29 protein-coding genes are annotated in these 25625 nt (G+C 67.3%); 11 read left to right on the top strand and 18 right to left on the bottom strand.

Going from position 1 to position 25625, the window contains the following annotated elements; genetic code table 11:
• Positions 1 to 67: 67 nt before the first annotated feature.
• On the top strand, positions 68 to 1171 hold the full coding sequence (locus ACFFGN_RS08550) for a ferredoxin reductase (RefSeq protein WP_380044895.1): 1104 nt from the start codon (positions 68 to 70) through the stop codon (positions 1169 to 1171).
• 22 nt (positions 1172 to 1193) lie between these two features.
• Positions 1194 to 2330, top strand: a complete 1137-nt coding sequence (locus ACFFGN_RS08545) for a fatty acid desaturase family protein (RefSeq protein WP_380044893.1) — start codon at positions 1194 to 1196, stop codon at positions 2328 to 2330.
• Between the two features lie 45 nt (positions 2331 to 2375).
• On the opposite strand, the gene ACFFGN_RS08540 is transcribed toward ACFFGN_RS08545, so the two are convergent.
• Positions 2376 to 3122 carry an SDR family NAD(P)-dependent oxidoreductase gene (locus ACFFGN_RS08540; RefSeq protein ID WP_380044892.1) on the bottom strand — a complete coding sequence of 249 codons (747 nt, stop codon included), beginning with the start codon at positions 3120 to 3122 and terminating at the stop codon, positions 2376 to 2378.
• A 131-nt stretch (positions 3123 to 3253) separates the two neighbouring features.
• On the opposite strand from ACFFGN_RS08540, the gene ACFFGN_RS08535 reads away from it, so the two are divergent.
• The gene (locus ACFFGN_RS08535; RefSeq protein ID WP_380044891.1) at positions 3254 to 3406 is read left to right on the top strand and encodes a hypothetical protein; all 153 of its coding nucleotides are present in this window, start codon (positions 3254 to 3256) and stop codon (positions 3404 to 3406) included.
• Between the two features lie 135 nt (positions 3407 to 3541).
• Here ACFFGN_RS08535 and ACFFGN_RS08530 read toward each other — a convergent pair whose 3' ends face one another.
• The gene (locus ACFFGN_RS08530; protein WP_380044889.1) at positions 3542 to 4918 is read right to left on the bottom strand and encodes an MFS transporter; all 1377 of its coding nucleotides are present in this window, start codon (positions 4916 to 4918) and stop codon (positions 3542 to 3544) included.
• A gap of 55 nt (positions 4919 to 4973) precedes the next feature.
• Here ACFFGN_RS08530 and ACFFGN_RS08525 point away from each other — a divergent pair, with 55 nt between their 5' ends.
• Positions 4974 to 5363, top strand: coding sequence for a MerR family transcriptional regulator (locus ACFFGN_RS08525; RefSeq protein WP_380044888.1), 390 nt, complete (start codon positions 4974 to 4976; stop codon positions 5361 to 5363).
• Between the two features lie 69 nt (positions 5364 to 5432).
• Positions 5433 to 6218, top strand: a complete 786-nt coding sequence (locus ACFFGN_RS08520; RefSeq protein ID WP_380044887.1) for a hydroxypyruvate isomerase family protein — start codon at positions 5433 to 5435, stop codon at positions 6216 to 6218.
• A gap of 22 nt (positions 6219 to 6240) precedes the next feature.
• Here ACFFGN_RS08520 and ACFFGN_RS08515 read toward each other — a convergent pair whose 3' ends face one another.
• From ACFFGN_RS08515 to ACFFGN_RS08485, 7 genes are all read right to left on the bottom strand, one after another.
• Complete coding sequence (locus ACFFGN_RS08515; RefSeq protein ID WP_380044885.1) at positions 6241 to 7830, bottom strand: ABC transporter permease; 1590 nt, start codon at positions 7828 to 7830, stop codon at positions 6241 to 6243.
• Positions 7827 to 8750, bottom strand: coding sequence for an ABC transporter ATP-binding protein (locus ACFFGN_RS08510; protein ID WP_380044883.1), 924 nt, complete (start codon positions 8748 to 8750; stop codon positions 7827 to 7829). Before ACFFGN_RS08510 ends, ACFFGN_RS08515 begins: the two co-directional genes overlap by 4 nt.
• A gap of 102 nt (positions 8751 to 8852) precedes the next feature.
• Positions 8853 to 9530, bottom strand: coding sequence for a TetR/AcrR family transcriptional regulator (locus ACFFGN_RS08505; RefSeq protein WP_380044882.1), 678 nt, complete (start codon positions 9528 to 9530; stop codon positions 8853 to 8855).
• Positions 9531 to 9571: 41 nt separating this feature from the next.
• Positions 9572 to 10357 (bottom strand): hypothetical protein, encoded by a 786-nt coding sequence (locus tag ACFFGN_RS08500; RefSeq protein ID WP_380044880.1) that lies wholly within the window; start codon positions 10355 to 10357, stop codon positions 9572 to 9574.
• A 125-nt stretch (positions 10358 to 10482) separates the two neighbouring features.
• A complete protein-coding gene (locus tag ACFFGN_RS08495; RefSeq protein ID WP_380044878.1) occupies positions 10483 to 10779 on the bottom strand; it encodes a DUF4383 domain-containing protein in 297 nt (98 codons plus the stop codon).
• Between the two features lie 150 nt (positions 10780 to 10929).
• Positions 10930 to 11427, bottom strand: a complete 498-nt coding sequence (locus ACFFGN_RS08490; RefSeq protein ID WP_380044877.1) for a hypothetical protein — start codon at positions 11425 to 11427, stop codon at positions 10930 to 10932.
• Positions 11424 to 11696, bottom strand: coding sequence for an STAS domain-containing protein (locus tag ACFFGN_RS08485; protein WP_380044875.1), 273 nt, complete (start codon positions 11694 to 11696; stop codon positions 11424 to 11426). Before ACFFGN_RS08485 ends, ACFFGN_RS08490 begins: the two co-directional genes overlap by 4 nt.
• Positions 11697 to 11878: 182 nt before the next feature.
• Here ACFFGN_RS08485 and ACFFGN_RS08480 point away from each other — a divergent pair, with 182 nt between their 5' ends.
• From ACFFGN_RS08480 to ACFFGN_RS08470, 3 genes are read left to right on the top strand one after another with little or no spacing between them, the layout of a single operon-like run.
• Positions 11879 to 12580 (top strand): response regulator, encoded by a 702-nt coding sequence (locus ACFFGN_RS08480; RefSeq protein WP_380044873.1) that lies wholly within the window; start codon positions 11879 to 11881, stop codon positions 12578 to 12580.
• Positions 12577 to 13941 (top strand): sensor histidine kinase, encoded by a 1365-nt coding sequence (locus ACFFGN_RS08475; protein WP_380044871.1) that lies wholly within the window; start codon positions 12577 to 12579, stop codon positions 13939 to 13941. The genes ACFFGN_RS08480 and ACFFGN_RS08475 overlap by 4 nt, the downstream gene beginning before the upstream one ends.
• Positions 13938 to 14570: a GerMN domain-containing protein gene (locus tag ACFFGN_RS08470; protein ID WP_380044869.1), complete on the top strand. Its 633-nt coding sequence runs from the start codon at positions 13938 to 13940 to the stop codon at positions 14568 to 14570. The genes ACFFGN_RS08475 and ACFFGN_RS08470 overlap by 4 nt, the downstream gene beginning before the upstream one ends.
• A 61-nt stretch (positions 14571 to 14631) precedes the next feature.
• Here ACFFGN_RS08470 and ACFFGN_RS08465 read toward each other — a convergent pair whose 3' ends face one another.
• The 3 genes from ACFFGN_RS08465 to ACFFGN_RS08455 all read right to left on the bottom strand — a co-directional run bounded on the left by ACFFGN_RS08465 (position 14632) and on the right by ACFFGN_RS08455 (position 16262).
• Positions 14632 to 15018, bottom strand: coding sequence for a VOC family protein (locus ACFFGN_RS08465; protein WP_380044867.1), 387 nt, complete (start codon positions 15016 to 15018; stop codon positions 14632 to 14634).
• Positions 15019 to 15201: 183 nt separating this feature from the next.
• Entirely contained in the window at positions 15202 to 15531 is a 330-nt protein-coding gene (locus tag ACFFGN_RS08460; RefSeq protein ID WP_380044865.1) for an ArsR/SmtB family transcription factor, read from the bottom strand.
• Positions 15532 to 15806: 275 nt separating this feature from the next.
• A complete protein-coding gene (locus ACFFGN_RS08455; RefSeq protein WP_380044863.1) occupies positions 15807 to 16262 on the bottom strand; it encodes a protein-tyrosine phosphatase family protein in 456 nt (151 codons plus the stop codon).
• A 158-nt stretch (positions 16263 to 16420) separates the two neighbouring features.
• Between ACFFGN_RS08455 and ACFFGN_RS08450 the strand changes: the two genes are divergently transcribed.
• A complete protein-coding gene (locus ACFFGN_RS08450; RefSeq protein WP_380044862.1) occupies positions 16421 to 16909 on the top strand; it encodes a GNAT family N-acetyltransferase in 489 nt (162 codons plus the stop codon).
• Between the two features lie 35 nt (positions 16910 to 16944).
• On the opposite strand, the gene ACFFGN_RS08445 is transcribed toward ACFFGN_RS08450, so the two are convergent.
• The 6 genes from ACFFGN_RS08445 to ACFFGN_RS08420 all read right to left on the bottom strand — a co-directional run bounded on the left by ACFFGN_RS08445 (position 16945) and on the right by ACFFGN_RS08420 (position 21910).
• Entirely contained in the window at positions 16945 to 17355 is a 411-nt protein-coding gene (locus ACFFGN_RS08445) for a DUF6463 family protein (protein WP_380044860.1), read from the bottom strand.
• Positions 17356 to 17385: 30 nt separating this feature from the next.
• On the bottom strand, positions 17386 to 17949 hold the full coding sequence (locus ACFFGN_RS08440; protein ID WP_380044859.1) for a TetR/AcrR family transcriptional regulator: 564 nt from the start codon (positions 17947 to 17949) through the stop codon (positions 17386 to 17388).
• A 26-nt stretch (positions 17950 to 17975) separates the two neighbouring features.
• Complete coding sequence (locus ACFFGN_RS08435) at positions 17976 to 18701, bottom strand: endonuclease/exonuclease/phosphatase family protein (RefSeq protein WP_380044857.1); 726 nt, start codon at positions 18699 to 18701, stop codon at positions 17976 to 17978.
• 66 nt (positions 18702 to 18767) lie between these two features.
• Entirely contained in the window at positions 18768 to 19442 is a 675-nt protein-coding gene (locus ACFFGN_RS08430) for a potassium channel family protein (protein ID WP_380044855.1), read from the bottom strand.
• On the bottom strand, positions 19435 to 20769 hold the full coding sequence (locus tag ACFFGN_RS08425; RefSeq protein ID WP_380044854.1) for a TrkH family potassium uptake protein: 1335 nt from the start codon (positions 20767 to 20769) through the stop codon (positions 19435 to 19437). The genes ACFFGN_RS08430 and ACFFGN_RS08425 overlap by 8 nt, the downstream gene beginning before the upstream one ends.
• 136 nt (positions 20770 to 20905) lie before the next feature.
• Positions 20906 to 21910 carry a helix-turn-helix transcriptional regulator gene (locus ACFFGN_RS08420; RefSeq protein WP_380044852.1) on the bottom strand — a complete coding sequence of 335 codons (1005 nt, stop codon included), beginning with the start codon at positions 21908 to 21910 and terminating at the stop codon, positions 20906 to 20908.
• Positions 21911 to 21973: 63 nt separating this feature from the next.
• Here ACFFGN_RS08420 and ACFFGN_RS08415 point away from each other — a divergent pair, with 63 nt between their 5' ends.
• On the top strand, positions 21974 to 24217 hold the full coding sequence (locus tag ACFFGN_RS08415; RefSeq protein WP_380044850.1) for an ATP-binding cassette domain-containing protein: 2244 nt from the start codon (positions 21974 to 21976) through the stop codon (positions 24215 to 24217).
• A 115-nt stretch (positions 24218 to 24332) separates the two neighbouring features.
• A complete protein-coding gene (locus tag ACFFGN_RS08410; RefSeq protein ID WP_380044849.1) occupies positions 24333 to 25520 on the top strand; it encodes a tannase/feruloyl esterase family alpha/beta hydrolase in 1188 nt (395 codons plus the stop codon).
• Positions 25521 to 25625: the final 105 nt, after the last annotated feature.

Here is a 25625-nt window from a genome sequence, read left to right as displayed (position 1 = left end):
AGATCACGAGATTAATTCACCGCTTACGGTCATGAAACTACACCTCGGGTCGAGGATGCTGGAATCCATGACCACTTTCGTGCCAGACCGCGGTTCCTCGGACACCCGCCGGGGCCGCCTGCGCGACCGGGTCTGGAAGCTTGCGGCGGCCGCCACCCACCCGGTCAACCCTGCTGACTACCTCGATATGTTCCGCCCACTGCGCTCCGGCGCCGATCTCCGGGCCCGGGTGATCGACGTCCGCCCGGAGACCGCGGACGCCGTGACCGTCGTACTGCGCCCTGGTGGCGCCTGGCGCGGACATCAGCCCGGTCAGTACGTTCGCATCGGCCTCGACGTCGACGGGATCCGCCTGTGGCGGTCGTACTCCCTGACGTCCGCGCCCGGCGCGACCGATGGACTGATCTCGATCACGGCCAAGGCGGTGCCCGACGGCGTGGTGAGCGCGCACCTCTCGCAGGAGTTGCGCCCCGGCCAGCTGGTGCACCTCGACCAGGCCATCGGCGATTTCGTGCTGCCCGATCCGGCGCCGCAAAAGGTCCTGTTCGTCACCGGCGGCAGCGGCATCACGCCGGTGATGGGCATGCTGCGGGCCGGCCTCGACCGCCTCGCGGACGTCGTACTCGTGCACTCCGAGGCATCGGCCGACGACGTCATCTTCGGTAGCGAGCTGCGCGGCTTCGCCGAGAACGGCCGGCTGAAGCTGGTCGAGCAGCACACCGACACCGACGGCCGCCTCGACATGGCGGCGCTGACCGAACTCGTACCGGATCTTGCCGAGCGGGAGACCTGGGCCTGTGGCCCGGCGGGTCTGCTCGACGCGATCGAGGAGCAGTGGAACGGCCTCGCCCTGGCCGACCGGCTGCACACCGAGCGCTTCCGTACCGCCCTGGCCGAACCGGGTGAAGGCGGCACGGTCCGCTTCCTCGGTTCGAACGTCGAAGTGGAGCTCGACGGAGCCACCCCGATCCTCGATGCCGGCGAACAGGCCGGCGTGCTGATGCCGTCGGGTTGCCGGATGGGTATCTGTTTCTCATGTGTGCTTCCCCTGCGAGAAGGCTCCGTGCGCGACCTGCGCTCGGGCGATCTCACCACCGCCGCGCCCGGGGACGGCGTACTCATTCAAACCTGCGTCTCGGCCGCCGCCGGCGCCTGCGACATCGACCACTGACCTCCGCGAAGGAGCCCGTCCTATGACCGTTCTGCAGAAAAAGGCGAACAACCCGATCGCGCACCTCACGCCCGAGGACGTCGAGGAGATCGGCCGCCGGCTCGACGCGATCCGCGCCGACATCATCGCGGCTCGTGGTGCGTCCGACGCGGCGTACATCCGCAAGGTCATCAGCGTGCAGCGCAAGCTGGAACTGTCCAGCCGCGCCGTGCTGTTGCTGTCGCTGTTCCCGCCCGCGTGGCTGGTCGGCACGGCGGGCCTGTCGGTGGCCAAGATCCTCGAGAACATGGAGATCGGCCACAACGTCATGCACGGTCAGTGGGACTGGATGCGCGATCCGAAGATCCACTCGACCACCTGGGAGTGGGACAACGCCTCGCCGTCGGAGCAGTGGAAGCACTCGCACAACGAGCTGCACCACACCTATACGAACGTGATCGGCCGCGACAACGATCTCGGCTACGGCATCATGCGTGTCGACGAGGACCAGCGCTGGCACCCGCTCTACCTGGCGCAGCCGCTGTGGAACTTCCTCAACGCGTGCGTGTTCGAGTACGGCATCGCCGCGTACGACCTCGAGCTCGGCAAGAACCTGGCCTCGGAGAAGCGGCGCAAGAGCCCGGAGTTCAAGGCCCGGACCAGGCAGGTACTGAAGAAGATCCGCGGCCAGGTCACCAAGGACTACGTCGTACACCCGTTGCTGTCCGGCCCGTCGTTCCTGCACACGATCGCCGCCAACGCCACGGCCAACCTGGTCCGGAACCTGTGGACCCACTCGGTCATCATGTGCGGCCACTTCCCCGAAGGCGTCGAGACGTTCGAGCGCCGCTCGATCGAGGGCGAGACCCGCGGCGAGTGGTACCTGCGCCAGATGCTCGGTTCGGCCAACATCAGCGGCGGCAAGGCGATGCACCTGATGACCGGCAACCTGTCGTACCAGATCGAGCACCACCTGTTCCCAGACCTGCCGAGCAACCGTTACCAGGAGATCGCGCCGCGCGTGAAGGCGATCTTCGAGGAGTACGGCCTGACCTACACCACCGGCCCGCTGCCCAAGCAGGTCGCGTCGGCCTGGTCCAAGGTGATCCGCCTCTCGCTGCCGAACGACTTCATGGCCAAACTCACCAACCGCCTCCCCCGCCCGGCAGTCACCGCCTGACCGGCCCCGCGCCCGCCGTCACCGCCTGACCGGCCTGCGCCCGGGTCACCGCAGCAGGTGGCCCGGGCCGGTCGTCAGGCCGCCCTCGACCGGCAGTGTCACACCCGTGATCCAGCTCGCGTCGCTGGAAGCCAGGAACGCCACCGCGGCCGCGACATCCTCCGGCCGGCCGACGCGTCCGAGCGGGTAGATCGCCTTCAGGTCCTCCAGCAGTTGTTCCTTGCCCGCGAACGCCCGGGTGGCAACGGTGCCCGGCGCCACCACGTTGAACCGCACGCCCTGCGGACCGTGCGTCGCGCCGAGATTGCGGACCAGGTTCGACAGACCCGCCTTCGCCGCGGCGTACGGATCGGTGCCGAGAGCAACCATTCCGCTGATGGAGCCGATCAACACGACGGCCCCGTCCGGTGCCGCCACCAGATGCGGCAGCGCTGCGCGAATACACCGGACGGCACCGGTGAAGGTGAAGTCGTACTGACGCCCCCACTGCTCATCGCTCAGCTCGGCACCCGCGTTACCGCCCAGGTTGTTGCCCGCGGCGTTCACCAGTACGTCGAGCCGGCCGAACCGGTCGACCGCCTCCGCGACGGCCGAGTCGACCGAGGCCCGGTCAGTCACGTCACAGCGAAACGCCGCCGCCCCGAGCCCACGGGCGACGTCCGCCGCCGCCTCGGTATCGATATCGGCGACCGCCACCATCGCGCCTTCGGCGGCAAGCCGCTCTGCCGCTGCCCGGCCGATGCCATGCGCGGCACCGCTCACGAATGCGACCTGACCAACGAATCGTCTCAACGTGCTCTCCTTCGATCGGGCCAGGAGCGTAAAATCTAGAGTCGGCTCTAGGTCAAGTCCTGCTGCTGTTCGCGTGTTAGAGAGTTGTGAGAAGGCCGAGGGTGGACTGATCCGACGGGTAACTTTGCGCGGTGCCCACCCCTGGAACCGCGCTTTGGATCGTCGGGCTGGCCCTGGTTGCCGGCGGCCTGATCTGGGTCCTGCGCTACCGAATGATCGTCGGCACCCTGCTCATGGGTGTCGGTCTAGCCCTCGGCGTAGTCGGCTCCACCTACGTCGACTAACGGCCCTGGCGCGGTTGCAGCAAGGTGCACTTGCACCGACCGATTGCGGCGGTCTCACCCGGGTGCCATCATCGCGAGGAATCCCCTTGCCCGCCGGGATCTGGTTCGCACCGCGCTGGTCGCTGGACAGACTGGTCATACCGTCGGTGCCCGCAGGGTGCGGAGGGCGAGGGTGGCTAGGGCCAGGGAGGCGAGGGCGGCAATCGTGGCGACGGTGACCAGGCCTGCGGTGGAGTTGTGTTCGCGTTGTACTAGTAGGCCGATGCTGCCCAGTACGGCGACTCCGAAGGCCAAACCGAACTCCACGCTGGTCTCCGATAACGCCGAGGCCGAACCCGCTCGCTCGGGTGGCGCCGCACTCACCACCAGGTCGGTTCCGAGCGCCATGATCGGGCCTTGTCCGAGGTAGACCAGGACCATGCCGATCACCACCAGCGGCAGTCCGGCGCCGGCCTGCGTGAGTACGACGAAGCCGAGCGCCGATACCACCAGCGAGCCGGCAACCACCCGGGCGACCGCGATCCGCCGTACGAGCGCCGGAGCCGCAACCGACGTCAGGATCATCGCCACCGCGGACGGCAGCAACGCGAGCCCGGCCTCGAGCGGCGAGAGGCCTCGCTCCTGCTGCAGGTAGAGCGTCGTGAACAGGTAGACCCCGGCGACAGACGCCACTCCGATCAACAAGACCAGCAGGGCGCCGCGGAACCCCCTGTCGGCAAAGAGTCGTACGTCGACCAGAGGTGTCTGCAGTTTGCCCTGACGGCGAAGGAAGACCGTACCGACAAGCACCCCTGCAACGAAGGCGCCCAGGCCGATCGCGCCGAACCCGTGCTCCGCCAGGCGCTTGACGCCGTACACCATCGGCAGCACCGCGGCCAACGACAACAGCACGCTGACCAGGTCGAGCCGCGCGGCCGCGGCGTCGCGGTGCTCGGGCAGGAGCAGCGGCGCGGTCACCAACAGCAGGGCCATCACCGGTACGGCGACCAGGAAGGCCGAACCCCACCAGAACCATTCGAGCAGTACTCCCCCGACGATCGGGCCGAGCGCGATACCACCGGATAGCCCGGCGGCCCAGATCCCGATCGCCGTGCCACGCTCGCGGCCATCGCGGAACATGTTGCTGATCAGCGCGAGCGTGGACGGCATCAGCGTCGCGCCGGCGATACCGAGCAATCCGCGGGCGGCGATCAGGAGTTCCGGCGTGGGCGCGTACGCGGCCAGTACCGAGGTGAGCAGGAACGCGGCCGCCCCGATCATCAACAGCCGGCGCCGGCCGATGCGATCGCCAAGCGAACCCATCGTGACCAGGAAGCCCGCGATCAGAAACCCATAGGTGTCGGTGATCCACAGCAGCTCGCTCGCGCTCGGCCGCAGATCGGCGGCCAAACTCGGCAACGCGAGGTAGAGAATCGTCGCGTCCATCGCGAGCAACATCGTCGGCAGTACGAGCACGGCCAGCCCGATCCACTCCCGCGGGCCGGCGGACACAGAGGTCGTTCCAGTAACCATGTCGCGACGGTAAAGTCTGACATTGATGTGAGAGTCAAGTCGGAACGGGAGAACCATGCGCATCGGCGAGTTGAAACGCAGAACCGGCGTGAGCGAACGACTCCTGCGGTACTACGAAGAGCAGGGCCTGCTGCATCCCGAGCGGCGCGCCAGCGGCTACCGGGAGTACTCCGAGGCGGACGTGACCACGGTCGGTCACATCCGGAACCTGCTCGCAGCCGGGCTGTCCACGACCACGATCGCGGACGTCCTTCCCTGTATGGGATCCGACGGCGGCCGGCTCATCGCGGATTGCCCCGAACTCCTGCTCGACCTCTTCCGCGAACGCGACCGACTGACCTCGAGCATCGCCGAACTCTCCACGGCGTTGCGGACCCTCGAGTCGGTCATCGCGACCGCCCCGCCGGACGTCACCCGCGCGGCCGCGGAACTCGTCAACAGCTAGCGTCGCGGAGCCGGACCGGGACGACGTACGCTCGCGGGGCTGGGTGGTCTTCCGGAAGAGGGGCGCGGTATGGCGTACGAGTTGTCGGTGTGCGTGGAGATGTTGTTCCGCGAGCACGGTGAGCCGATGTCGGAACCACAACTGAAGGCGGTGCGCGCCGCCGGGATCAGCATGGTCGAGTTCTGGGCGTGGCACGGCAAGGACCTCGACACGATCGAACGCCGCACGGGCGAACTCGGCCTGCGTGTCATGTCGATGGTGAGCGAGCCGACGGGCCACCTGGTCGATCCGGGCACGCACGACGAGTTCGTGCGCGGAGTTCGCGAATCAGTGCAGGTGGCCCGCCGGCTCGGCGTGCCGAATCTGGTCGTGCTGTCGGGCAACGAACGCCCGGGGGTACCGGCAGCGGACCAGGCGAGCGCGATCGTCGCCGGACTCCGCGCCGCCGCGCCGATCGCCGAGACGGCCGGGGTGACGCTCGTGCTCGAACCGCTCAACACCCGGGTGGATCATGTCGGCAACTTCCTGGACAAGACTCCGTTGGCGCTGGAGATCCTGACCGAGGTCGACTCCCCGAACGTCAAGCTGCTGTACGACCTCTACCACTCGGTGGTCATGGACGAGGAACCGGCCAAGGTACTGGCCGGAGCCGCTCATCTGATCGGCCACGTCCAGATCGCCGACCACCCCGGCCGCCACGAACCGGGCTCCGGCGACGTCGACTGGCAGCACCAGCTTTTGTCGCTCAGCACCCTCGGTTACGAGGGCCCGATCGGTCTGGAGTACAGCCCGTCCGGGCCCGATTCCGTGGCTTCGCTGGCCCGCATCCGGCAGGCCACCTCCGGCGCCGGCTAGACCTCGCCAGCGCCGGTGGGCCTCAGGCGGTTTCGAGGTCTCGTCGGCTGAACGCCCGCTCGGCGAGCACCGCCAGCAGGGCCGCGACCGCCAGCAGGACCACGATCGGGACCAGCTCGACCTCACCTCCGGTTGGGCTGTGGGTGAAGGGCGACCACTTCTCGAAGAACGACGGCAGGTTCAGCAGGGCGCCGAACATGCCGATGACAAAGGCGTACGTCATCACGATCCACCCGAGCGAGCTGGCGCCCGCCCGTACGCCGTACAGGCAGGCCGTCAGCGCGGCGACCACCATGACCGCGGGAAGCTGGGTCACGGCGGCTCGCATCGCGACGCCGAAGGCGTCTTGCCCGACGGCGACGGCACCGAGGCCCACGCCCAGGCCGCTCAGCAGCATGAGCACCGCGGCGGCGGCAACGGTGTAGACCAGCCACGCGCGCAGCCACGTGCCGCGCCCGACGGCGGTGGCGAGTACGGCCTCGGTGTGGCCGGTACGTTCCTCCGTCCGCAAGCGTTGCAGCGAACTGACCACGAACGCGCCGACCAGAAGTGCGAAGAACAACGTGATCGTGGCGATGAAGGAGTCGACCGGACTCTGGCCGGCCTCGGCGAACACCCGGGCCATATCGGGATTGGCGGTGACGGCTTCGGCCGCGGATTCGCTCATCGAACCGCTCGCGACGGCGAACAGGAACAGGCCGCTGCCCCAGCCGATCAAGGCACCTCGCTGCTGGCGAGCCGCGAGCGCGAACGGGCTGGCCAAGTAGTGCGAGGCCTTCGATCGTCCGAGCCATGCGGGCAGAAGACCCGCGCCGACGTCGCGACGCCCGGCCAAGACGTACGCGCATGCCACGAACGCGACGGCCAGCGGCAGCGACAGCAACAACGGCCACCACCGCAGATCCACAAAGGCGCGGGTTTGCTGCGTCCAAGCCAACGGCGACAACCAGGACACGGCGTTGCCGCCTGGCTCAGCCGCATCGCCGACCGCGCGTAGTACGAACGCGACGCCGATCACGGCCACCGCCATCCCGGAAGCCGCCCGGGCGTGTGCGGTGAGCTGGGAGGTCAGCAGCGCGACGGCGGCGAAGGTGATCCCGGTCAGGCCGATACCGATGCCCACGGCAAGCGAATCGGCCGCGGGCAGACCGCCCGCCATCATCGCGAGCGCGACCACGATCGCGACGGCGGCGTTGGCGATCAGCGCGAGCAGTACGGCGGCGGTGTCGCTCGCGGCGCGTCCGACCACTCCGGACCGGACCAGCTCGGCGCGGCCGGTCTCCTCCTCGGCGCGGGTGTGCCGGATGACCGCGAAGATGCTCATCATCGCCGCCGGAACAGCCAGCCACAGCACCATCTCGTTGGTGACCATCGCGCCCAGCGAGTAGTTGTCCAGCCCGTAGCCGGGTCCGGACATCATCGTCGCGGCGGGCGATTTCATCAGATCGGCCCGAACTTGCCGATCCGCCGCGGTCGCGTAGACGGCACCGAGCGCGGTGACCGCGTAGACCATGCCCAGGCCGATGGCCAGCACCCAGATCGGCAGCCGGATCCGGTCGCGCCGCAGCGCAAGCCGCAGCAACGTGCCGGTCCCTGTCAGCTTCGTGGTCATGCCACACCCGCCTGCGACTCGTTGCCCACAGCAACCAGATCGTCGCCGTAGTGGCGCAGGAACAACTGCTCCAGCGACGGCGGCGCGCTGTCGAGGTTCCGCACTCCGAAGGCCGCCAGGCGCTGAATCACCTCGGGCATGCGATCGGTGTCCACATCGAAGGTGACCCGGTCGCCCTCGTGGCGCAGATCGTGCACGCCGGGCAGCTCGGCAAGACCATCGGCCGGTGTGTCGGTGACCGCGCTGATGGTCGTACGGGTCAGGTGCCGCAGTTGCGCCAGCGTGCCCGTTTGCACCGCTTGGCCGGCGCGGATGATCGTGACGGTGTCGCAGAGTTTCTCCACCTCGGCCAGGATGTGGCTCGACAACAGCACCGAACGGCCGGCCGCCTTCACCTCGGCGATGCAGCGCTGGAACTCCGCTTCCATCAACGGGTCGAGCCCGGATGTCGGCTCGTCGAGGATCAGCAGTTCCGCGTCGGAGGCCAGTGCGGCCACCAGGGCAACCTTCTGCCGATTGCCCTTGGAGTACGTACGGCCCTTCTTGGTGGGGTCCAGCTCGAACCGCTCGAGCAGTTCGGCCCGGCGCGTCTGGTCGACCCCGCCGCGCAACCGCGACAGCAGGTCGATCGCCTCTCCCCCGGACAGGTTCGGCCACAGGCTCACGTCGCCCGGCACGTAGGCGATACGCCGGTGCAACGCGACCGCGTCCCGCCATGGGTGCTGGCCGAGCACCTCGACTTCACCGGCGTCGGCGCGGAGCAGCCCGAGCAGAACCCGGATCGTGGTGGATTTCCCGGCGCCGTTGGGCCCGAGGAATCCGGCCACCTCGCCGGTCCGCACGGTCAGATCGAGCGCGTCGAGAGCACGCACGCGTCCGAAGGATTTTTCGAGTTGCTGGATTTCGATGGCAGCAGTCATCGTTCGACCTCTTCAGCTGAAAGCCGGGTGTCAGACCCGGAGAGATGTAGTCCTGAAATTCCTTGCCCTGGGCAACAGGGCCTAGCCACGACCAGTCACGGCTCAGTGCGCCGCGGCGGTCCCGTCGGGCGGATCAGGTACATACATCAGGTACGAATCGAGCATCGAGCGGTCGACGAAGAGGCCCTGGGTGAAGAGCTCCAATGCCGGCGCGGTCACCTCGTCCGACATCCGGCGCATGGCGCCGGCGAAGTCCTCCTGTGCCGACTTCGGCTGCAGCGTCACCCACAACAGCAGCGAGCCGAGCGACTGCAAGGCCAGATACCGCGCTCGCGCGGCGGGATCGCGGCTGGGCTTGATCACGCCTGCCTCGACACCGGCGGCAAGGTACTCGTCGGCATCGCGAACCATCTGCTCGGTGAACGCCAGCGCCAGCTCGCCACCCGCCTGCAGGCTGCGAACCGCGTAGAGCGCCAACGGCGCCGACGCCTCCACATCCGCGAGCTGCGCGAGCAGGTCCGCGGTGTTCTTCGAGGTGGTCGACTTGAGCTTCGCCTCGCGGATCTGGCCGAGCACGAACCGGTCGCACGCCTGGCGCAGACCGTCCTTGGAGCCGAAGTGGTGGACCACCAGACCGGCCGTCACCCCCGCGTCCGCCGCGATCACTCGCAGCCCGGCGCCGAAACCGTCGGACCCGAAGCGCCGTACGGCGGCGTCGCGGATCCGCGCCATGGTGGCTTCCACCACGGCGCTCGCCGGTACGGCGTCAACTGACTCCATGGAGTTAGTTAAACACCCGTTCAACGCCCTCCGCAAGCCGGTTAGGCGCCGGTCTTGGCACCGAGGATTTTTGTCGCCTTTTCCACGGCCGTTTCGGTGGCGCCGTCGACGTCGTCCGGCAACGCGGCCACAAACGTCAGGCCCAGCACCACGTCACTGACCCCCGTGCTGACCATGGTCAGTTCGAGGCCCGCGAGCGGACCGCCCGTCGCGGTGAGCCGGACCGCCACCGGGTTCTGGCCGGCGACGGGGGCCGAGACCTCACGAACCTGCACCGGCGAACTGCCTTCGTCCGGAATCGTGACGGTGATCGTCCGGCACGAGCCGATCGCGCTCTTGAGGGACTTCTGGAAGGCGGTAACAGCCTGCGCCGATCCCAACGCGTCAAGGGTCTCGTCGATGTATGGCCCTTCCTGGCCGCCTGAGAACGATCGCTCAGCCGAAGCCTTCGAACCTGGCAGGGCGTCCGCGTTCATCAGGGTGACCAGCCGGGCGCAGCGGGCATCCTTGGACGCGAGCTTCACATCGTCATCACCATCTTCGTCGGTCTCGATTGAGAACCCCGAAGGCAGATCCTTGAGTTCTATCAGCGCCTTCGTCAGCTGCGCGGCAGTACGCGGCGCGGTTGAAGTCGGGGTGGGCGTGACCGATGGCGCGGGCGTTGGGGTCGGCGTGACCGATGGCGCGGGCGTTGGGCTCGGCGTGACCGTCGGCGTAGAACTCGTCGTCGGCGCGGGGGCGCTACCGCTGTCGGAGCCGCCCGAACACGCCGTCAGGGCCAACGGCAGAGCCGCGACTGCCACCAGAACCGGATTGATCTTCGACATGGACCACTCCTCAAACCGGGTCGAGTTGTCTCGACGCTCGCTAGACGGGCCGGCCTCACACACCGATTCCGGTGCCCGGTACGGCGATCCTAGGCCGATCGACGCGGACCGCTTGGCAGACGCACCTAGCGATGCGGGTTTCGTTCGCGCGGTCCGTGCAGCTGGTCGTCGTTCGGCCGGTCGTCGCGGTGGTGGGCGATCGACCTAACGGCGAGGGTGATCGTCAGGCCGGTGAGCGCCAGGTGCATCCAGCGAGCGGGGGGACTCCACGCGAGGAGTTCGGCCAGCGGCGAGGCGCCGTACACGTGCATGCTCAACGAGATGACTCCGTTGGCGATGAGGTACTCGATCGAGGTGCGTTGCTGCCGTGCCGCCACGAAGGCCCAGAGGCCGAGAACCAGGTGAAGGAGGTTGAGCGCCACCGAGGACGACGTTGCGCCTGGCACGAACCCGGTTGCCGCCAGGGTCGAGTACAACCCGCCGACCAAGATGACGGACCGCTGAGCCGGGTGGATTCGGTGGTTGCGGTCAGTTCGGTGAGCCCGGTGGCTGCGGTGGGCACGGACCACCGATCACGGCCGCCCGATGTTCGCGGCCCGGCGCAGTGCCGAGAGAGATCGCGCGATCTCGACCAGGCTCGGTTCGCGCACCACCGCCGAGTCGCCGAACAGGCAGAGGGCGAGCCGCCCGTCCGCGCTCGTACCGGCCACCTCCGGTACTCCGTTCTCGTCGTCGAAGATGATCCAGCCGAGTCGCTCGAGCTCGCCCAGCGCGTACTCCCAGTCGGCCCGGTGCAGCGACTTCGGCTCCCTACCGTGGCGTCCGAACTCACGGGGCGCAGGGAGCACCAGATCGTCGCGAGGTGGTGGGATGAGCAACAGGCCGGCGCCACTGAGCGGATCGAGGTACGCCGTGTGCGCGGCGAACTCGATCATTTCCACGCCGTCTTCCGCTGTGTCGGCGGTGTCGTGGACGGGACGATCGGCAGGCGTCGACTCGTTCCGTTCGGTATCCGCCTCGGGTGGTCGTGGTGGTTCGTTGCGGTGGGACGACTGGTCTCCGTCGGTCACGACTCGTCTTCCACCTCGAAGACCCGGTCCAGGCCGGTCCGGTGCAGCAGATCGGCGGCCTTGCGGTCGGCGTGGCGGATCACGACGCCACCACCGCGCTGCCGGCAGACCCGATGGGTGTCGAGCAACGCGGCCAGCAGCGTCGACTCGATTTGTTCCACGTCGGAGATGTCGACCACGACCAGGCACACGCCGCCCATGACCAGATCTCGAAGCCGCCAGCGCAACGCGGACAGGCCATCGGCCAGGAGTTCGTTCGATACGGTCACGATCGCTTTTTGCGGCAACGGGCTGTGAATGGTGTGCGACATGACGGGTGCCTCCGACCTCGAAATACCTGGCCTCCAGCGTCGGCGCCGGACTTTGAGTTCGTTCGGGCCGGTTCTTTACGATCAGATGACGAGATCACCCTCGGCCGACACGTTCGAAGCGGGTTTGCGACGATGGGCGGATGCCACTGCAAGTTCTGGTCGTCGAGGACGATGACAGGATCCGGGCGGTCCTGCGGCTCGCCCTCGAAGACGAGGGCTACGAGGTGCACGAGGCGCCCGACAGTGAGACCGCGCTGGCCCACGTCCATCGGGCCATGCCGGACCTGATGATCGTCGACCTGATGCTCGGCGAGATCGACGGCTACACCTGCATTCGCGAGGTACGGCGCTTCAGCGATATCCCGATCGTGGTGGTGAGCGCGAGGTCGGACACGCACGACATCGTCGCCGGTCTGGAGGCCGGCGCGGACGACTACGTCACCAAGCCGTTCCAGATCAAGGAGATCACCGCCCGGCTGCGCGCCTTGCGACGGCGATTGCGTACCGGCGCCGAGGCGGCCGAGCCCGACGTCGTACTCGACTCCGATCCGCGCCGCAGTCTGGTCCTGTCCCGCTCCCGAGGCGCCGTACGGCTCGACGGCAGCGATCTGCATCTGACCGTGACGGAGTTCCGCCTGCTGTCCGAGCTGGCGCAGGTACCGGGCCGGGTGCTCAGCCGCCAAGCGCTGCTGGCCTCGGTTTGGGAGCACGGGTTCTACGGCGACGAGCGAATCGTCGACGTACACATCCGCCGCCTGCGGACGAAGGTGGAGCGCGATCCGTCCCACCCGCGCCTGATCGTGACCGTGCGGGGCCTCGGTTATCGGGTCGACCCGATATGACCTTCGTGGCCGGCTCCCTCGGACTCCGCCATCGGCTGATCCTGGCCATCGCGGCGATCTCCCTGCTGGTGCCGGCGATCTTCGCGATCAGCACGTACGAGCTGTCCCGGAACTACCTGCTCTCCCAGCGCGAGCGAACGGTCCAGCACCAGGCGTTCGCCGACGCCGATTTCGTTCGCCGCAAGCTGGAATCCGCCGACGCCGACATCTCCGCCATTCTTACGGCCGCTGGTGCTCCCGCCGACAACACGGTCGTGCTCAAGTGGCGAAACCGGTGGTACGCGTCCTCGCTCGAACGTGGCCGGGAGACGGTCCCGGAGGCGCTGCGGTTGAAGATCGCGTCAGGTGGAGCCGCCACGCAACGCCTCCATACTGCCGCCGGGCCTGTTCTCGCGGTCGGGGTGCACCTCCCATCCGTCGAAGCGGAGTTCTACGAGTTGGCGCCGCTGAGCGAGCTTGAGGCGATTCTGCGCCTACTGAGCGTCGTGCTGATCGGCGGAGCTCTACTAGCCACCGCGGCTGGAGCGGGCCTCGGCGCTTGGGCCAGCCGAGCCGTCGTCGTACCGCTCAACCGGGTTGCCGGAACCGCCGCCGCTATTGCCGCCGGACGCCTCGACACCCGGCTCCCGGAAACCCGAGACCCTGAACTCGCCACCATCGTCGGCTCGTTCAACAGCATGGTCGACACCCTGCAGCAGCGAATCGTTCGTGACGCCCGGCTCGCGGCGGATGTCAGCCACGAACTGCGCTCGCCGCTTACGACGCTCGTAGCAAGCGTGGACCTGCTCAACGCCCGTCGAGCGGATTTGCAGCCCCGGTCACGTCAGGCCCTCGATCTGATTACCGCCGACCTCGACCGGTTCCGGCGTCTACTAGACGATCTACTCGAACTGGCCCGCTCGGACGCCGGGCTCGACAACGGCACCCAGGAGTCCTTCGAGGTCGACGTACTGCTTTCGCATGTTCTCGCGGAGGTTGGCCACGAGCCGGAGCTGCTGACCTGCGACGAGCCAGTACGCATCCGCGGCGACAAAGCCCGCCTCAGCAGGTTGTTCCGCAACCTCTTCGAAAACGCCGATCGCCACGGCGGCGGCCTTACCGCGGTCACCGTCACCCGCGCCGAAGGCGACGCCGTCATCCTGGTCGACGACCAGGGCCCGGGCGTTCCACTTCAAGAGCGCGAACGCATCTTCGACCGCTTCGCCACCGGCCGAACCGGCCGCGGCTCCTCCTCCGGAACCGGCCTAGGCCTAGCCCTAGTAGCCGAAACCGCCACCGCCCACCAAGGCGCCGTCTGGTGCACCGACCACCCCACCGGCGGCGCGCGCTTCGTAGTCCGCTTCCCCACGGCCCTGTCATGAGCGAAGGCAGCGCGGGTAAGGGCGGCGGGAGTGCGGTTCGGCGGTGGTGGGGCGGGGTGGTGCTCGTGGCAATGCTCATTGCGGGTACGGCTTGCGGGGTGCCGGGACAGGACGAGCCGGTGGGGATCGATCCCTCCGCCGTACCGAGCCAGTTGCACAGCGGCGCGACAGACTCGCCATCCACCCCGAATACGTCGGACCCCGCCACCTCCCCAGTGACGGTCTACTTCGTACGCGACGACCGCCTCGTCCGCCTCCGCCGCAACGCGCCTAAGCAACCAACGTCCGAGCGCCTTGCGTCCGTACTGCGCCTGCTCACCGAGGGCCCCAACGATCTCGAGCGAAGCCGTGCCATCGCGTCGGCCTTACCGCCCGGGCTGCAACTGAGAGTCGTCGCCCACCAAGGCCAACGAGTGGACCTTGAACTGGCAGGCGATACCGAAGGCCGCTCCGCGACGGAGAACGTGCTCGCGGTCGGCCAGATCGTACTGTCGATCACCGACCTCGCATCGGTCGACGAAGTACGCCTGATCCGCGACGGCGCACCAGTAGAGGCTCTCCTCGCCGACGGCGCCCTAACCACCGACCCCCTCAAAGCGTCGGACTACGCCTCCCTCACCTCACCCTGACTCCACACGTGCGAAGGCCCCGAGCTCCAGCTCCCGGGGTCTTCACACGCACGCAGGGCTGCTACTTGCTCTGGGCGATCTGAATGAGATTGCCGCAAGTGTCATCGAAAACCGCGGTGGTAACCGGACCCATCTCGAGCGGCTCCTGGGTGAAAGTGACCCCGAGCTCGCGAAGTCGTTTGAATTCCGCAGCGACATCCTCAACCGCAAAAGAGGCAGCCGGGATACCGTCCTCGACCAACGCCGCCTTGTACGGCTTGACCGCAGGGTGACCGCTCGGCTCAAGCAGCAGTTCAGTGCCATCAGGGTCTTCCGGCGAAACCACCGTAAGCCAACGGTCCTCCCCCAACGGAACCTCGGTCTTCTTCACAAACCCCAGCACTTCGGTATAAAACCGCAACGCCTTGTCCTGGTCGTCCACAAACACACTGGTCAAGTGAATTCTCATGCCCTATCTCCATTCCTCGGCCCGCCCAGACCCACCCGGCCTGCCGGACCAATTAGTTTGCTCGAACCAACCGGCCTAATGAACCGACCTAGTGTCAGCCGCACCCACGAGGTCGGTGACCCACCCGGGTCAGCCGAACCGTCTCGGCCAGCCGACCCGATCGCGCTTGTCAGGCCGACCGAGTCACTCAGGTCGGTCGGGTTGACCGCGCCGATCGCGCTTGTCGGGCCGATCGGATTCGGCGGGCTCAAGCCAACGGGTGACGATGACCTCGAGTGGTTCGGTGTCGAGGTCGTGGAACTTGTACCGCCCCTCCCGCCGCGAACGAACCAGTCCAGCAGATTCCAATACAGCCAAGTGCTGACTGATCGCCTGCCGCGACAGGCTCAACCCGTGCTTGGACACCAGCCGGGCACAGATCTCGAACAAGGTCTGACCGTTCCGCTCCACCAGCTCATCCAAGATGTGCCGGCGAGTCGGATCGGCCAGCGCCTTGAACACATCCTCTGCCACAGCCGCATCATATGCAAGTCGCCACTTGCCTATCAACTCCACTTCAATGGCTCACCGAGGTGGGACAGGTGACCAGATGGCACGGCTACAAAAAGCCGGCGGTCCAGGCGCACGCCGGCACGAGGTTCAGGGCACGCCCGGCACGACTCAACGGCACGTCGTTCATCGGCTTGCGCCACACCACCAGTGGGCGGCGGGTTTGTGGGATCGGGAGGTGGTGAAGGCGAGGAGGGCGGTCGGTGGTGGAGGGGCAGGGCGAGGGAGCCGGGCCGGCGTTAGAAGGTGTTGATGAAACGTTTTTGCCAAGGGGTTTCGATGGCGTGGCGGTTGTAGTGGGTACGGACGAAAGCTACGGCTTCGCTTGCTGGGAGGCCGTCGAGGATCGCGAGGCAGGCTAGGGCTGTACCGGTTCGGCCTTTGCCGCCTCCGCAGGCGAACTCGACTCGGTCGTCAGCTAGTCGCTCCAGCGCCTCCGTCATGATCCGTCGTGCCTCCAGCCGGTCTGCAGGGAGCCGGAAGTCTGGCCAGCGGATCCAGCGGGACTCCCAGCTGACTGGAGGCGGGGTTTTGCCCAAGAGGTAGATGCCCAGAGTTGGCTCTTGGCCCGGTGGCAGCCCTTTGCGCAGGCCGCGGCCGCGGACCGGTCGGCCTGATGGCAGGCGCAGCACGCCAGGTGTCGTTGCATCCCATTGCTGCACTACCTTTCCGCCTCCACTGCCGGGTTCGCTCATGCACTCACACTAGTGTCGACGCAAGGTCGGCGGAATGCGGTTTTCCGCAGACCTCAACTGCGGGAAACCACAGGCCGGTACGAATCGCCACGGTCGGCAAGGGGCGGAAGGCTGGAAACTGGGGTGACCAGACAGCGAGAGCCAGGGAGGATGGGAGGGTGGACATCCCGACCTCGCGAGCGGGCCTGGTACTGAAGGCCCTGACGACAAAGGACACCGACGAATACCACCAGCTCGTTCAGAACAACGCCGAACACCTGACGCGAATAGGCAATTACACCGACCTGGTCGCACAATCCCGCACCCAGATCGCCGCACACCTCGCACAGCCGTCGGACCCGCCACTGAACTTCGGCATTCACGAAAGCAACTTGCTGTGCGGCACGATCGAGCTACTACCGGTCGATCCGCCGAAGTACGGGCTCGGCTACTGGCTGGCCGCAAACGCCTGCGGTCGCGGTCTCGCAACCATCTCCTGCCTTGCGCTCCTCGACTACGCCCGAACAACGCTCGATGCCACCGACGTGTACGCCGGAGTCAGCCACGGCAACAACGCCAGCGTCGCGATGCTGCAACGCGCGGGATTCGAGCCCGTGCGCCACTTCGACGACTACACCCGCTTCCGTCGTTGCCTCACGCAACCATAACTACGCGAGCCACCGCACCGGCGTACAAGCAAGACCTACAACCGGACAGGCCGAACCGGACGAGCCAGAAGGACGAGACCGCCCAGCAGCGCGAGCCCATAACCACCACCGTCCGGCTCCAGCAAGGTGTCGAACAGGCCGATCCCCAGAATCCACCACCCCAGCACAGCCGGCACCTCACCGCTGTGGCGAATCGTCCAGCGCATGGTGGACCCGAGCATCAACAGCACCAACCCGCCGATGAAGAACCACGTCGCGAAGTCGCGCGAGTCGTTGTTCGAAGCCCCGACAAACCCGTCGGCCAGCATCGCCCGGATCTCCTCCGGCAGATCGGCCACCACCCAACCCAGATGGATGACGCCCAGCCCGATCGTCAACCCAGGCAGCCACCGGGTCAACCGGCTCCGCCATGACAGTCCCGCCGACAGCTCCATACGGTTGCGCATGGAAGCTACCATACTCCTCCGTATGGCGGACTACTCCAGGCCGGCCGAACTCAACAAGGTCTCGACCACATGAGCAACCGACCGACGCGCCTCGGCAGGCCCCGGCCGCCGAGCACCTTCCGCGATCCGGAGCTGGCTCATGCCGAGAAACAGGCTGTACGTCATCCGCGCCTGCCGCTCCGCGTCGCGCTTGGCCAGCCCCAGGTCGCGGTACAGCCGCACGATGTAGTCCAGCCGCTTCCGCGTCACCCGGATCAGTACGGGCTCGACCCGCGGATCGGCCGCGGCGGCGAGCACCGCGGCATCGAAGCCGAGCCGGAGGGCGTCACCAAAAGCCCGTTCCGCCAGGGCTTTGAGGCGCTCGCGTGGATCCTCGAGCGCCGAGGTCGCCGCGATCACCGCGGTGGTGTCCTCGTCCTCCCAACGTTGCAACGTGGCCCGGATGAGGTCGTTACGATCCGCGAAGTGCCAGTAGAAGCTGCCCTTGGTCGTACCGAGCTGCCGGGCCAAAGGCTCAACCGCCAGCCCCGCCAGGCCTTCCTCGCCGAACGCCTTGAGGCCGGCCTGCGTCCAGTCGTCCCGTGACAATCCCATCCCCGTACGCTACCGTACGGCGCCACTCAATCCCGGCGATCGGCAAGCTCAACGAGTACGGCGGAGTGGTCCGAGGCCCACACGTCATCCACCGGCTCGTCCCCGACCAGCCGAACGGACTCGACGTGGCCAACACCACCACCGGCCGGAAGACCGACGTGTACATAGTCGACCCGCGCGTCCGGTTCCAGCGTCGCCGCCACGTACGGATTCCGGCGCTGCCAAGGGAAGCCGGGATCACCCGCATCGGCGTACCGCCAGGCGTCGATGAGCACCAACCCCGGCACGGGTGGAGCAGTTTTGTGACCACCCAGCAAGCGCAGTTCGTCCGAATCCGGTTCCGCGTTCAGGTCACCCGTGAGTACCGCTGGATACCCGCCGGCCGGTGAGTTGACGGCAATCACCTCGCACACCTGCCGTACTTGCGCGCAGCGTGCCGGCGATCCGCCCACCGTGGACGTCAGATGGGTGGTGAAGAACGGAAGCCGCCCACCGGGCGAATCGATCCGCGCGAACAGCAAAGTCCGTCCGTCGTCACCCGATAGGTCCGTGACAGCCTGCTCGGAGATCGGCCAACGACTGAGGACCGCATTTCCGAACGCCGTACCCCATTCGCCGTTCCGCCGCTGCCAGGTCTCCGGCGCGGGCGAGGGCGCGAACGCCCAGTGGTAGCCGAGCTCATCGGCTAACCAGCCCACCAGGTTGCGCTCGCCGTCGTCCCAAACCTCCTGCAGTCCGCACACCCGAACCATGCACGCCTCCTCGCGAGCACCATACGCCGCCGTACGGAGCAACCGGCGCGCAGCACCAACGATGAGTCACTGCAGATTCGCGACGGCCTCCACCTCGGCGGTTTTCCCGGCCACGATGAGTACGTCGCCACGGCGGACAATCGTTTCGGCGGTCGCGTAGGTGAAGCCTTCGCCGGGCCGTTTCACTCCGACCACGGTCACGCCGTACTTCGTGCGCAGCCGGCTCTCCCCCAGCGCCACGTCATGCGTTTGCACGGGCGCGAGCGTCTTGACGATGGCGTAGTCGTCCTCGAATTCGATGAAGTCGAGCATGCGTCCGGTGACGAGGTGGGCCACCCGTTCGCCCATGTCGTGCTCGGGCAGTACGACGTGGTGCGCGCCGATGCGTTCCAGGATGCGGCCCTGTTGCCGGTTGGTGGCTTTCGCCCAGATGTGCGGGATGCCGAAGTCCACCAGCAACGAGGTGGTCAGGATGCTGGCCTCGAGATTGCTGCCGATGGCAACAACCGCCCGTTCGAACTCGGGTACGTCGAGCTGGCGCAGCGCCTCCTCGTCGGTGGTATCGGCCACGACCGCGTGCATAAGGTCGTCGGAGATGGACTGCACCCGACGCGGATCGGCATCGATACCGAGCACCTCGTACCCGCCGCGGGCCAGCTCGCGAGCCAGCGAACTGCCGAACCGGCCGAGGCCGATCACCACCACGCGTGCGGTCTGGTTGGAGCGTTTCGAGTCAGCCAACGACGGGTCTCTCCTCAGGTAGTTCGTAGCGGCGCGGGCGTTCCCTGATCGCGAGCGCCGAGGCCATCGTGATGGGTCCGAGGCGGCCGATGAACATCAGCGCGACCAGGACGAGTTGTCCCGCGGCGGGGATCTTCGCGGTGATACCAGTGGACAGGCCGACCGTGCCGAAGGCCGACACCGTTTCGAACAGCACGTCGTCCAGCCGGAACGACGTCATCGCCAGCAGCGTGAGCGTGCCGATCATGACCGCGCCGACACCGAGCAACGCAACGGTGAGAGCCTGACGTTGTACGGCGCCGGGCAGTCGCCGGTTCAGCACGTGGACCGTCGGCTCACCCCGGATCTCGGCCAGGATGACAAACGCCAGCAGCGCGAAAGTGGTCACCTTGATACCACCCGCGGTCCCGGCGCTGCCACCACCGATGAACATCAGCACGTCGTTCAGCAACAGCGTGGCCGGTTCGAATTGCGCCACATCCAGGCTGTTGAAGCCGGCCGTTCTGGGCATGACGCCGTGGAAAGTCCCGGCCAGCAGCTTCTCTGTCACGTTCATCGGCCCGAGCGTGGCCGGGTTGCGCCACTCGGCGAGCGTCACCGCGATCACCCCGAGCACGAGCAGACCGCCGTACGTCGCGAGGGTGATCCGGGTGTGCAGCGACCATGGCCGGCCACGCCGCGCCCGGCGCGTGCGCCGAAGCACCTCCAGGATGACGGGAAATCCCAGTCCACCGATGATGACGGCGGCCATGATCAGTACGCAGATGAAGGGGTCGGTGGCGAAGCCGATCAAACTGTCGGTGAAAAGCGCGAAACCCGCGTTGTTGTACGCCGAAATCGCGTGGAAAACCCCGAGATAGATCGCGCGCGGCCACGGTTCGTCGTACCGCAGGCCGAACCGCAAGGCGAGCAGGATCGCGATCACGGCCTCAACGGTGAGGCTGAGCCGGATCACACCCCACACCACCTGCCGTACGTTGCCAAGGCCGAGCGCCTTCGTTTCGGCCTGGGCCGACAGCTGCAGGCGCATGCCGAGGCGCCGGGCCACGAGCAGCGCGAGCACCGAGGCGAGCGTCATGACGCCGAGCCCGCCGATCTGGATGAGCCCCAGCACGACGCCTTCGCCGAAACCGGACCAGTAAGTCGGGGTGTCGACCACGACCAGCCCGGTCACGCACAACGCCGAGACGGCGGTGAAGAGCGCGGACACCATGCCGGTCGACTGGCCCGCGGTTGTTGCGATCGGCAACATCAGCAGCACCGTGCCGATCAGCGTCACGCCCGCGAACCCCGCCACCACCAGCTGGCCGGGGTGCCGCCACCTCATCAACTACCTCCGTCGCACGCCGGGCTTTCGCACTTCAACGACGGTGACAATAGTGGCCGAAAGCATCAGGTTCGGTATCGGCCGACCAGGACGTTAGAGGTTTGCGAGAGAACCGGACAGTGCGCCGCGGACCGCGTTATCCTTCGGCCTCTTCCGCCGTCGCGGCGAGCAGGCGGCGGGCGAAAGTTCGGCAGGCGGTCGCGAAATCGGCACCGGTCAGGATCTCGAAATCGGCGTCCAGCCAGGCCAGGTTGAGGACCAGCCACTGCCAGGAATCCAGCGCGAGGCCTACGTCGGTGTGCTCGTCACCTGCCGAGTGAATCTCGGCGTCTTGGAACTTCAGCGCATCCATGACATCCGTGGCCGGCGCGTGGATGCGCAGGTCAACTCGCTGCTTGCCGAGGTTCAGGCCTTGGCGCAGGTATTCCAGCGCCGAATCAGCCGGCAGCGGCCGGGGTTGGTAGCGACGGCCCGTGCGCAGCGCGTCGGTGAGCCGGTCGAGACGGAAGACCCGCCAGTCGTCACGGTCGAGATCCCAGCCCAGCAGGTACCAGCGCAGTAGGTGGTGCACCTGCCGGTACGGCTCCACCCGTCGCGCGGCCGTCTCGCCGCGGGCGTTCGTGTAGGTGAAGGTCATCGTTTCCTGATGAGCGATGGCCTCCGCGACCAGACCGAGTTGGCGGGCGGCGACGTTCGGGGCGTGCTGCGGACTGGTCTCTAGGCTGGCGCGGATGGACGTCGCGCGCGGACGCAACCGCGCGGGCAGGAACTGGTCGAGCTTGCCGTACGCCCGGGTCGCAGCGTCATCAATCCCGCCGCTCGCGTCCTGCCCGCCGCCGCTGCCGGCACCTCCGGCCGCGGGCCCGGTGGCGGCCAGCGCGGCGAGGGCCAGCAGCGTGGCGACCGCTTCGTCGTCGTCCAGCACGAGCGGCGGCATCGTCCGCCCAGCGGCGAGCCGGTAGAACCCACCCGGGCCGGGCTGCGTTTCCACCGGATAGCCGTAGCCGCGGAGGCGGTCCACGTCCCGGCGCAACGTGCGCGGGCTGATCCCGAGCCGCTGCGTCAGCTCTTCTCCACTGAAGCGACGGCCGGTCTGCAAGGTGGATAGCAGGGCCAGCATGCGTTCGGTGACATCGGCCATGGCTACCAGTCTGCCCCAAAATGCGGTCAGGATCCGGCCACATCTGCTCGTAGCGTGCTGGCTATGACCGAGCGAAACATCACCCTGCGCCAAGTCCGTACGAACAACCTGGCCGGTCTCGATGTCGACATCCCGCGCAATCGACTGGTCGTTTTTGTCGGCGTCTCCGGTTCGGGCAAGTCGTCGCTGGTGTTCGACACGATCGCCGCCGAGGCGGGCTACCAGCTCAACGAGACGTATCCGCCGTTCACGCGGAACCGCCTGCCGAAGTGGACCCGCCCGGACGTCGAGCAGATCCAGGGCCTGACCCCCGTGGTGGTGATCGACCAGCGCCGGATCGGCGGCAACGCCCGTTCGACCGTCGGCACGATCACCGACACCTGGACGTACTTGCGGCTGTTGTTCTCCCGGCTCAGCCAGCCGCACGTGGGTGAGTCGAATCGGTTCTCGTTCAACGATGCCACCGGCATGTGTCCGGCCTGCTCGGGCCTCGGTGAGGTGGTGGTGAGCGCGGTCGGGCGCTTCCTGGATCTGGACAAGTCCCTCGCCGACGGCGCGATCCGCCTCCCCGGCTTCGGCAACGGCGGCTACTGGTACTCGCAGTACGCCGACATCGGCAGCTTCAACGTCGACACCCCGCTTCGGCAGTGGAGCCAGGCCGAACGCGAGGCGCTGCTGTACGGCGGCGAGGCGGCCGCGAAGCTGGGGCGGAAACCTCCCAAGGGGTACGAGGGAGTGGTCGAACGATTCGAGCGGATCTACCTGCGCACCGCCGACGACATGTCCGAGCGCAAGCAGGAGACCATTCGCCAGTTCACCCGGGCCGAGACCTGCCCGGAGTGTGCGGGCGAACGCCTGAACAAGGCCGCGCGAACCGCCACGCTGCTCGGCCACACCATCGGCGAACTGTCCCGCCTGGAGATCACGGAACTGGCCGGGTTCGTTCGTACGGTCAAGTCCGCCAACGTGGCACCCGTGGTCGCGGCCTTGACCGCCCGGCTGGACGCGATGGACCAGATCGGGCTTGGCTACCTCACGCTCTCGCGGGCGACGTCGACCTTGTCCGGCGGCGAGTCGCAACGGGTGAAGACGGTCAAGCACCTCGGATCCAGCCTCACCGAGATGACGTACGTCGTGGACGAGCCGACCGTCGGCCTGCACCCCACCGACGTGGAGTCGGTGATCCAGTTGCTGAAGCGGCTTCGCGACAGCGGTAACAACGTGCTGGTCGTGGAACATGATCCCGACGTGATGGCGCAAGCGGACCAAGTGATCGAGATCGGCCCGGCCGCGGGCGCGGGTGGCGGACAACTCATCTTCCAAGGCACCTTCGCCCGGCTCCGCGAAGCCGGTACACCGACTGGCCAGGCCCTCGCCCGGCGTCGACCGCTCAAGCCCACGGTCCGGACCGGCGACGGCCATCTCACCGTCGCGGGCGCCAACCGGAACAACCTGCGGGATGTCACCGTACGGATTCCCACCGGGGTCATGACCGTACTCACGGGAGTGGCCGGCTCGGGCAAATCCAGCCTGGCGGACGAGCTGATCGCGCAGCACCAGGCGACGGTGATCGATCAGAAGCCGGTGAGCACGAACCGCCGTTCGACCCCGATCACCTATACCGGGATCGCCCCGGCGATTCGCAAGTTGTTTGCCCAACGCAACGGAGTCAGCGCGAGTCTGTTCAGCGCCAACTCCGAGGGCGCTTGCCCGGACTGCGAGGGCCTCGGGTACATCTATACCGACCTCGCCTTCATGGATGGCCAGAAGGCGATCTGCGAGACCTGCAACGGTCGCCGCTTCACCGCGGAGGTGCTCGCGCACACCGTGAACGGTCTTTCCATCGCGGACGTCGACGAACTCACCATCGATGAGGCCGTCACCCGGCTGCCCGGCAAGCGGATCGCGAATGCGCTGCGCCAGTTGGCCGAGGTCGGCCTGGGCTATCTCCGGCTGGGGCAATCGCTGAACACGCTGTCCGGAGGCGAATGCCAGCGGGTGAAGATCGCGAAGGAGCTCGGTCAGGCCGATCAGCCCACCCTGTACGTGATGGATGAGCCGACGACCGGGTTGCACCTGAACGACATCGACACCCTGCTGCACGTCCTGGACCGACTGGTCGAACGCGGCCACACGGTCGTGGTCATCGAGCACAACCTCGACGTCATCCGGCGGGCCGATTGGCTGATCGACCTCGGTCCTGGTCCCGGCCGTCACGGTGGAACCGTGCTGTTCGAAGGCCTCGTCGGCGACTACACCAACCAGCCGACGCCTACCAGCAAGGCGCTCAGCTCATTCCGGGACTGATCGGGACCTGTCAGGGGCGGACATGCGACGGAAGGCGGATGTGTGGCGCGATCCCATACTCGCGGGCCGACCCGGATCCTAGTGTGCTGCGAAGCCGATCCCGGGAGGGCCCCTCATGCGTCGCCGCCTCGCCTTGTCCATCGCCGCGGTGCTTCCTGCGCTGCTGCTCACCACCTCCGCCGCCGCAGGTGGGTCTGAGTGTGCGGGCCTTCCGCGCGTGCCGGGCGCCGAGCACCAGATCGTCGCCTGCCTCGCAGACCTAACTACCACCGGCACTGCGGCGTCCGGCCACACCAACCCGGCGGACTACGCGGGGCTCACTCACGCGGCACTCCCCCAGCAACCAGCCGTACCCGGCGTACAGATCGACGGGTACTTCCCGGACACCTCGCGGACCAACACGAACCACGGCTGGAACCACGACTCCCAGTTCGTACTACGCCTCCCGGCCAGGTGGAACGGCGGTCTCGTCGTCGCGGGCTCACCCGGCGTACGAGCGCAGTACGCGAACGACAAGGCGATCTCGGATTACGTACTTGCCAAGGGATTCGCCTTCGCAGCGACGGACAAGGGCAACACCGGCGTCAACTTCTTCATGGACGGCGTACGGCCGGGTGACGCCATGGTCGAGTGGAACCGTCGGACCACCCAACTGGCTCGCGCTGCTCGGGCGGTCGTCGCCCAGCACTACCGCCGCCCGGCGCGCGAGATTATCGCCGCGGGTATTTCGAACGGTGGCTACCTCGTGCGCTGGCAGTTGGAGAACCACCCGGAGCTCTATACGCGTGGCGTGGACCTCGAGGGAACGCTGTGGAGCGCGAAAGGCCCTAACCTGCTGACGTTCCTCCCGCCGGCTATCCGGGGCTACGAGCAGCAATCACCGGCACTGATCGTCAAGGCCGGGTTCGATCCACAGTCGGACTTCTTGTGGAACTACCACTACACGGTCTACTGGAAACTCACTATGCGCATCTACGCCGCGGAGCTGGACCCGACGTACCAGGGCAGTGAAGGCGACTACAACTACATGCAGCGGCCGGACGTGCAACGAGCCGTTCGACGGATCGCACTAACCGGGAAGATCGGCCGACCACTCGTCACCATCCACGGCACGTACGACAGCCTGCTGCCCATCACCCAGGACTCCGACCGATACGCCGAGCTAGTACGCCGTACCGGCCGAACCCGGTTGCACACCTACCAGCGAGTCGAAGGGGGCAACCACGTCGACGGCCTCGTAGACGCCTTCCCGGACAAGTTGGTGCCGCTAGTGCCCCTACTGCAGAAGGCGATTGCGAGGTAGGCGCGCGCGTCGATCCCGCGCCAGGTCGCGGCAGTGGCCCAAACTGACAGACCACCCTCCGCGTGTCGCTAGCGCGGGTGCCGCCGTCAGACCCGAAAGGCCATC

It is taken from the genome of Kribbella deserti (genome assembly GCF_042434725.1).
GTDB classification, from domain to species: Bacteria; Actinomycetota; Actinomycetes; order Propionibacteriales; family Kribbellaceae; genus Kribbella; species Kribbella deserti.
Note: the sequence above shows the minus strand (reverse complement) of the source record. Positions and strands in the feature narration are given on the sequence as shown.